Here is a 3,640-nt window from a genome sequence, read left to right as displayed (position 1 = left end):
GATGGAGTCTTGAACACCTACATCATTGCACCCAGGGTCCCGTTTCTTGCGCTGCTTGAGGGTGGCTATCGCACCGCCCTATTTATGAAGAGCCACGTATGTCCAGACGAAAAAGACATCCACAGCCACTGGCTACAGGAGTCACTGCGCCGTCTTCGTGCAGAGGCCGGTGCAGTCACCGGTGCAGAGGTCGGTCCCATCGCTGTGCCGTAGGGCGATGTCGCATGAGGACGACTGAGTTCAGTTCGCCGCGCGTGCCTCGCGTGCAGAGGCGACGTCATCGACGATGACGGCGATGTGCTGCATGCTCGCGATCAGCGACCCGTAGAGAGGCCAGGAACGCTCCGGAAGGCCCTTGTCTTCGGTCATGTTCACCGACAGCTCTTCGAGCCGTTTGAAGATCGGTTCGACTTCCGCATCGGGGTCGGCAATGGCTCGCCCCGCATCTCGGACGACGTGTGTCCACTGCTCCCGGAAGCGCGTATCCCATTCGCCGCTCTCGTAAGCACCCTCGCGAAGTGTTCGTGTGAGATGGCGCAGGTGGGAGATGCCTTCGTCGACCCGCTGCAGGATGTTCTCGTAGCTGGCCTCCGCCGCGGACGTGTTTGAGTCGCCGGTCATACCCGACGATCGACGTTTCCGGCGCAGCCGATCGCGCGGGTTTGCCTTCTGACTCTCCCGGGCGAATCTCACGGACTGCCAGGCCGAGTTCAACTCCTCGCTCATCGACTCGGTCTCCTTGAACCAGTCATCGGCCTCCGCAGTGCTCCATCCCTCATCAAGCTCATCTGCCATGTCGACCAACATGGTTCCCATACGCCGGTTGATGCTGTCAACGCACCGTGCAGCCTGCTGATCTCTCAGCGGCGGGATCACGAGGAGGTTGACGACGATGCCGACTGCGATGCCCAGCGAAAGCTCGAGGATGCGTTCTCCGAGGAACGGCTGCTGACTGTCGAACCCGCTGCCGAGGACGAAGATGCCTGTCGTCGCGATCGCCACGCCTTCATCACGAATCCATGGCAGGCGAGCAGCGCTGAGACCGACGAAGAGAGCCAGACCAAAGGTCCAGATGCTCACTCCCAGGTAGTTGCCGATAACGAAGGACAAGGCGACACCGACGGCAGAAGCAATCGTCGACTGCGCTCCACGGGACAGTGACCGATGGACGGTTGCGTGCACTGTCAGGAGGGCCGTCCACGGGGCCAAGAACGGCATTTCGGAATTGAGAACAGTGTCTGACAGCCACCAGGCGCCGGTCGCCGCGATGACGCTTTTGATGATCTGAAGCAGATCGGACAAGACTTCAGGACGCCTGGCCACCAGTGAAACCTTCTGCGGTGTGTATTCCGACATGGGTCCTTCCCTTGGAACCGGGTTCGTAAAACCTTCACCCTACAAGCACTAGACGAACATCCACTGTCATCTTTCGCACAGCAGTGGTGATCGGGAAAGTGAGCCACGGGCGCGGGGGACTACGTCACCCCATCTGGGGTGAAAAGGAGTCCCATTGCCCGGCGGGGGATGAGTCCCTCGACGATCGCCTCGGCTAAGAATTTCTGGAGAAAATGAAATTGCCCGACATTCCAACAGGACGGACCTGTGAAATGTCGGGCAGAAGCTAGACTGTCGCGGTTCTCGAACTGCTTAAAACCCAGCAGAGCGAGAGCTCATCGAACAACCTGAAGCGTCTTCAAGTGGCTGCTGCGCTCAAGCGGCAGCCAGCGGCGTGATCTCACGCAGCGCTGAGCCGGTGAACAACACGACGCGGCCGGTGGTGTCACTGATCGTGACCTTTCCGTTGCGGGTGCTGATCGTCGGATCAATCAGGCCTGCATGCTCAACAGCACGCTGTACCCATTGTGGGAACTGAGACATCGTTCCCTCCTTTCATACCTATTTCTTCATCGAACAGCATGCATCAACGCATGTCGTTCTCATTGTTTTCCTGGTGGTGACGGGGCAGTCACCGGGATGCAGGCAGTCAACCGACGAAGTCGGATGCTGACCAGCTGAGATGTCACCGTGGTGTGGGTTGATCCTTCACGGTGGGGGATCTGCGATTCGAAGTGAGACAGTGTCCGTGGCGAATCATTTGCAATGTCGAACCTGAATCCGAAAGCTTGTCATGAGCGACGTTTCATCGTGCTCGACGAGTCGGATGGTTCAATGAAGCCGGACGACTTCGAACGCAAGACATCAGCTTAACTACACTGAGAGCGCGAAGTCAAAACAGTGAGGCAGACGTCACTTCTCGCGGGTCACTGCGCGTCACTGCTCGTCACTGTGCGTGACGGCGCTTGCGGACCCGCAGCCACAGAAGGCCGGCGCACATCAACAGCAGGACACCGACGGCAAGCAGGCCGATAGGCACGAGATCCGCACCGCTGAGCGCGAGGAGCGACGAACTGCGCGATGAAGCGGAATCCTCTGCCGAGTCCTTGCTGCCGTTGGGGGAGGCCGTCGCGTCTCCTCCGGTCGAGTCGCCGCCGGCATCGCTGGTGGTCTCGGACGCAGTGGCCGAAGGGTCGGTGCTGGCTGTGACGGTCTGCCCGACCGGCACGGTCTGGAGTGACTTCGGATCCTTCTGAGCGAAGTCCCATTCGAGCAGATCGACGGCAGCCTGTCGGGAGTTGTTGTCCACTCCCAGCATCGTCGCGACGACGCGGTGGCCGTCGCGTTCGGCCACGGCGATGTACGAGCCCTTGGCTGTCTTCGTGTATCCATTCTTCAGTCCGAGGCCACCGTCGACCTGACCGACGATCTTCGTGTGATTCTGGATCTCGTAGCCTTTGAACTTCTCCTTGGTGTCCGGATTCTTTCCACCGGGGAACTTGAACGTCTCAGTGCCGATGACCTTCATCAGGTAGTCGTTCTCACAGACCGCCCACGCGAGCTTCATCATGTCGGAAGCTGTGGTGAATTGCCCCTTGGCATCGAGTCCAGAGGTGTTCACCGCGTGAGTGTTCGTCATCCCCAGCTCGGCGGCTTTCTCGTTCATCAGCGCCACGGCCTTCTCCTGTCCGCCCGCGGCGCGACCAAGCGCATTCGCCGCATCATTGGCGCTTGACATCAGCATCGCGTGGAACAGGAGGTCGATGGTGTAGTCGTTCTTCTGCATCAGACCGACCTTCGTACCGTCGATCTCCATGTCCTCGAACTCGGCCTGGACCTTCTTCTTCCGGTCGTCGAGCACATCGACGAGCGCGAGAGCCGTCAGCAGCTTGATCGTCGACGCAGGAGCGTGCTTTTTGTCGATGTCGTGAGCGACCTGCAGATCACCCGAATCAAGGTCCCCGACTAGCCACGATGTTCCCACGGGGGCTGGAGGCTTCGACCCGTCGCCGAGGTTGTCCGGCGACACGTACACCTTCTCGGCTTTCTTGCTCGGCTGGGACTGCGCGTGTGACACACCGGGGGAGAGGACCAGCTGCGAGAGGACGAGTATGAGCGCCAGTGTGAAGCCCAGAAGCGCGCGACCGCGAGGTGTTCGAGTTGATGCAGCGGCCAGTGCAGACGCTGCCGCGGAAGATGTCGGGCGGTTAGAACGCATGCGAGACAGTCTACGACGCACGGTGCGACGCGGTTTTCAGGTTCGCCTCAGCTGCAACGCAAAGGCGGCCGTGCACTCGAAAGTGCA

Annotated in this window: 4 protein-coding genes; 1 reads left to right on the top strand and 3 read right to left on the bottom strand. The window is 60.1% G+C overall.

Annotated elements, in window-relative coordinates; all coding sequences use genetic code 11:
- Positions 1-213, top strand: a 213-nt coding sequence (locus MPN20_RS16935; RefSeq protein WP_242784022.1) for a hypothetical protein, incomplete at its 5' end; no start/stop codon positions are given.
- A 27-nt stretch (positions 214-240) separates the two neighbouring features.
- Here MPN20_RS16935 and MPN20_RS16930 read toward each other — a convergent pair.
- The 3 genes from MPN20_RS16930 to MPN20_RS16920 all read right to left on the bottom strand — a co-directional run bounded on the left by MPN20_RS16930 (position 241) and on the right by MPN20_RS16920 (position 3,553).
- Positions 241-1,356 (bottom strand): aromatic acid exporter family protein, encoded by a 1,116-nt coding sequence (locus MPN20_RS16930; protein ID WP_242784020.1) that lies wholly within the window; start codon positions 1,354-1,356, stop codon positions 241-243.
- A 354-nt stretch (positions 1,357-1,710) separates the two neighbouring features.
- Complete coding sequence (locus MPN20_RS16925; RefSeq protein WP_242784018.1) at positions 1,711-1,878, bottom strand: hypothetical protein; 168 nt, start codon at positions 1,876-1,878, stop codon at positions 1,711-1,713.
- 403 nt (positions 1,879-2,281) lie between these two features.
- Positions 2,282-3,553: a serine hydrolase gene (locus tag MPN20_RS16920; protein ID WP_242784016.1), complete on the bottom strand. Its 1,272-nt coding sequence runs from the start codon at positions 3,551-3,553 to the stop codon at positions 2,282-2,284.
- Positions 3,554-3,640 lie beyond the last annotated feature (87 nt).

It is taken from the genome of Brevibacterium sp. ZH18 (assembly GCF_022748595.1).
GTDB lineage: Bacteria > Actinomycetota > Actinomycetes > Actinomycetales > Brevibacteriaceae > Brevibacterium.
Note: the sequence above shows the minus strand (reverse complement) of the source record. Positions and strands in the feature narration are given on the sequence as shown.